We start from the raw sequence: 1,181 nt of genomic DNA on the forward strand, positions 1-1,181 counted from the left end.
AACCAGTCCACCCATTCGAGCGTGGCGAACTCGACTGCTTCGAAGCTGCGCCATGGTCCACGCCGATGGATCACTTCGGCCTTGTAAAGGCCATTGATCGTCTCGGCCAAAGCGTTGTCGTAGCTGTCGCCCACGCTGCCGACCGATGGTTCGATGCCGGCTTCGGCGAGGCGTTCGGTGTATTTTATGGATACGTATTGCGACCTGCGGTCGCTGTGATGAACCAAGCCGCCACGATGAACTGGCCGACGATCGTGCAAAGCCTGCTCCAAGGCATCCAGCACGAAGCTGGCATGCGCCGTCGGCTGACCCGCCAGCCAACGATATAGCGGGCGTAGACGTCGATCACGAACGCGACATAGACGAACCCGCCCCAGGTCGAGACATAGGTGAAGTCCGACACCCATAGCCGGTTGGGCGCTGGTGCGTGGAACTGACGGTTGACGTGATCCAGCGGACAGGGCGCCGCCTTGTCGCTGATCGTCGTGCGCACCGGCTTGCCACGGATCACCCCGTGCAAACCCATATCGCGCATCAGCCGTTCGACGGTGCAGCGGGCTATGGCGAACCCTTCGCGCCTTATCTGCCGCCACACCTTGCGCACGCCGTAGACCGCGAAGTTCTCGGCGAACACGCGTGCGATCTCCGGCTTGAGCGTCAGGTCACGTCTTCCCCGCGCCGAAAGGCGCAATGGATCTCGTCGCTGCGCGACATGCTTGTGGTAGGTGGAAGGGGCGATCGGCAGGACGTTGCAGATCGGCTCGACCCCATGAACGGCACGCTGATCGTCGATAAACGCGATCATCGCTTGAACGGGCGGTCGAGCTCCGCCTGCGCAAAATATGCTGACGCCTTACGAAGAATCTCGTTGGCCTGCCGCAGCTCGCGGTTCTCGCGTTCCAGCGCCTTCAGCTTGTCTGCCGTATCGGTCGGTACGCCAGCACGCTTGCCGCTGTCGACCTCGACCTTCTTCACCCACTCGTGAAGCGTCTGCGGTGCGCAGCCGATCTTGTCGGCAACCGACACCACGGCCGACCAGCGCGACGGATAATCGCTCTCGTGATCCAATATCATCCGCACCGCACGGGCGCGAACCTCGGGTGAAAACTTGTTCGTTGTCTTGCTCATACAGGCTCCGCCTTCTCAGGAGTTGGAGCCTCCGACAATCCCGGTGCGGTTCA

At 61.8% G+C, this 1,181-nt stretch carries 1 pseudogene and 1 other annotated feature; the pseudogene reads right to left on the bottom strand.

The annotated features are described in order from the left end of the window. Nucleotides 1–1,128: pseudogene (locus NL2_RS20960) on the bottom strand (IS3 family transposase); the annotation flags it as partial. Beyond that, nucleotides 731–847, bottom strand: a sequence feature (AL1L pseudoknot). It overlaps the preceding pseudogene by 117 nt. Nucleotides 1,129–1,181 lie beyond the last annotated feature (53 nt).

The organism is Novosphingobium lentum NBRC 107847 (assembly GCF_001590965.1).
Taxonomy (GTDB): Bacteria; Pseudomonadota; Alphaproteobacteria; order Sphingomonadales; family Sphingomonadaceae; genus Novosphingobium; species Novosphingobium lentum.